Below are 358 nucleotides of genomic sequence, written 5' to 3' on the forward strand. Positions count from 1 at the left end.
CTGCAATCCCCTTGGAGCGTAATTCGTGCCGAATTTCAAATAAATGAAAGCGGCACAAAAGAACTGCACTTATGGCTTGCCTTTGAAAAGGGCTTTCTGTTTACAGCTCCGGATGGCAGCCAATCTACTGCTTACGATACTCTCGATAAGACATGGCGTCACCTCAATTTCTTTCAGCACCATTGCTATATTCATTGCAAAGTTCCCCGTATTCGATATGGTGAAAACAAAATCGCGATGGTTAGTGTGCCTTGGGCAAGACCTCATAGTGGTTTTACCTTGCTGTTTGAAGCCTACTCTATGTTACTCATAGAAGAAGAGATGCCTGTGTCTTCTGTATCAGAAGTTACCCAAGTAA

The 358-nt window shown here is 43.3% G+C and carries 1 protein-coding gene; it reads left to right on the forward strand.

The genetic code is table 11. The features are described from left to right. Positions 1–358: transposase family protein (locus EII23_RS12575; RefSeq protein WP_148091301.1), on the forward strand; the 358-nt coding region annotated here is incomplete at both ends.

The sequence above is a fragment of the Desulfovibrio sp. OH1186_COT-070 genome (genome assembly GCF_003860215.1).
Classification (GTDB): Bacteria; Desulfobacterota; Desulfovibrionia; order Desulfovibrionales; family Desulfovibrionaceae; genus Desulfovibrio.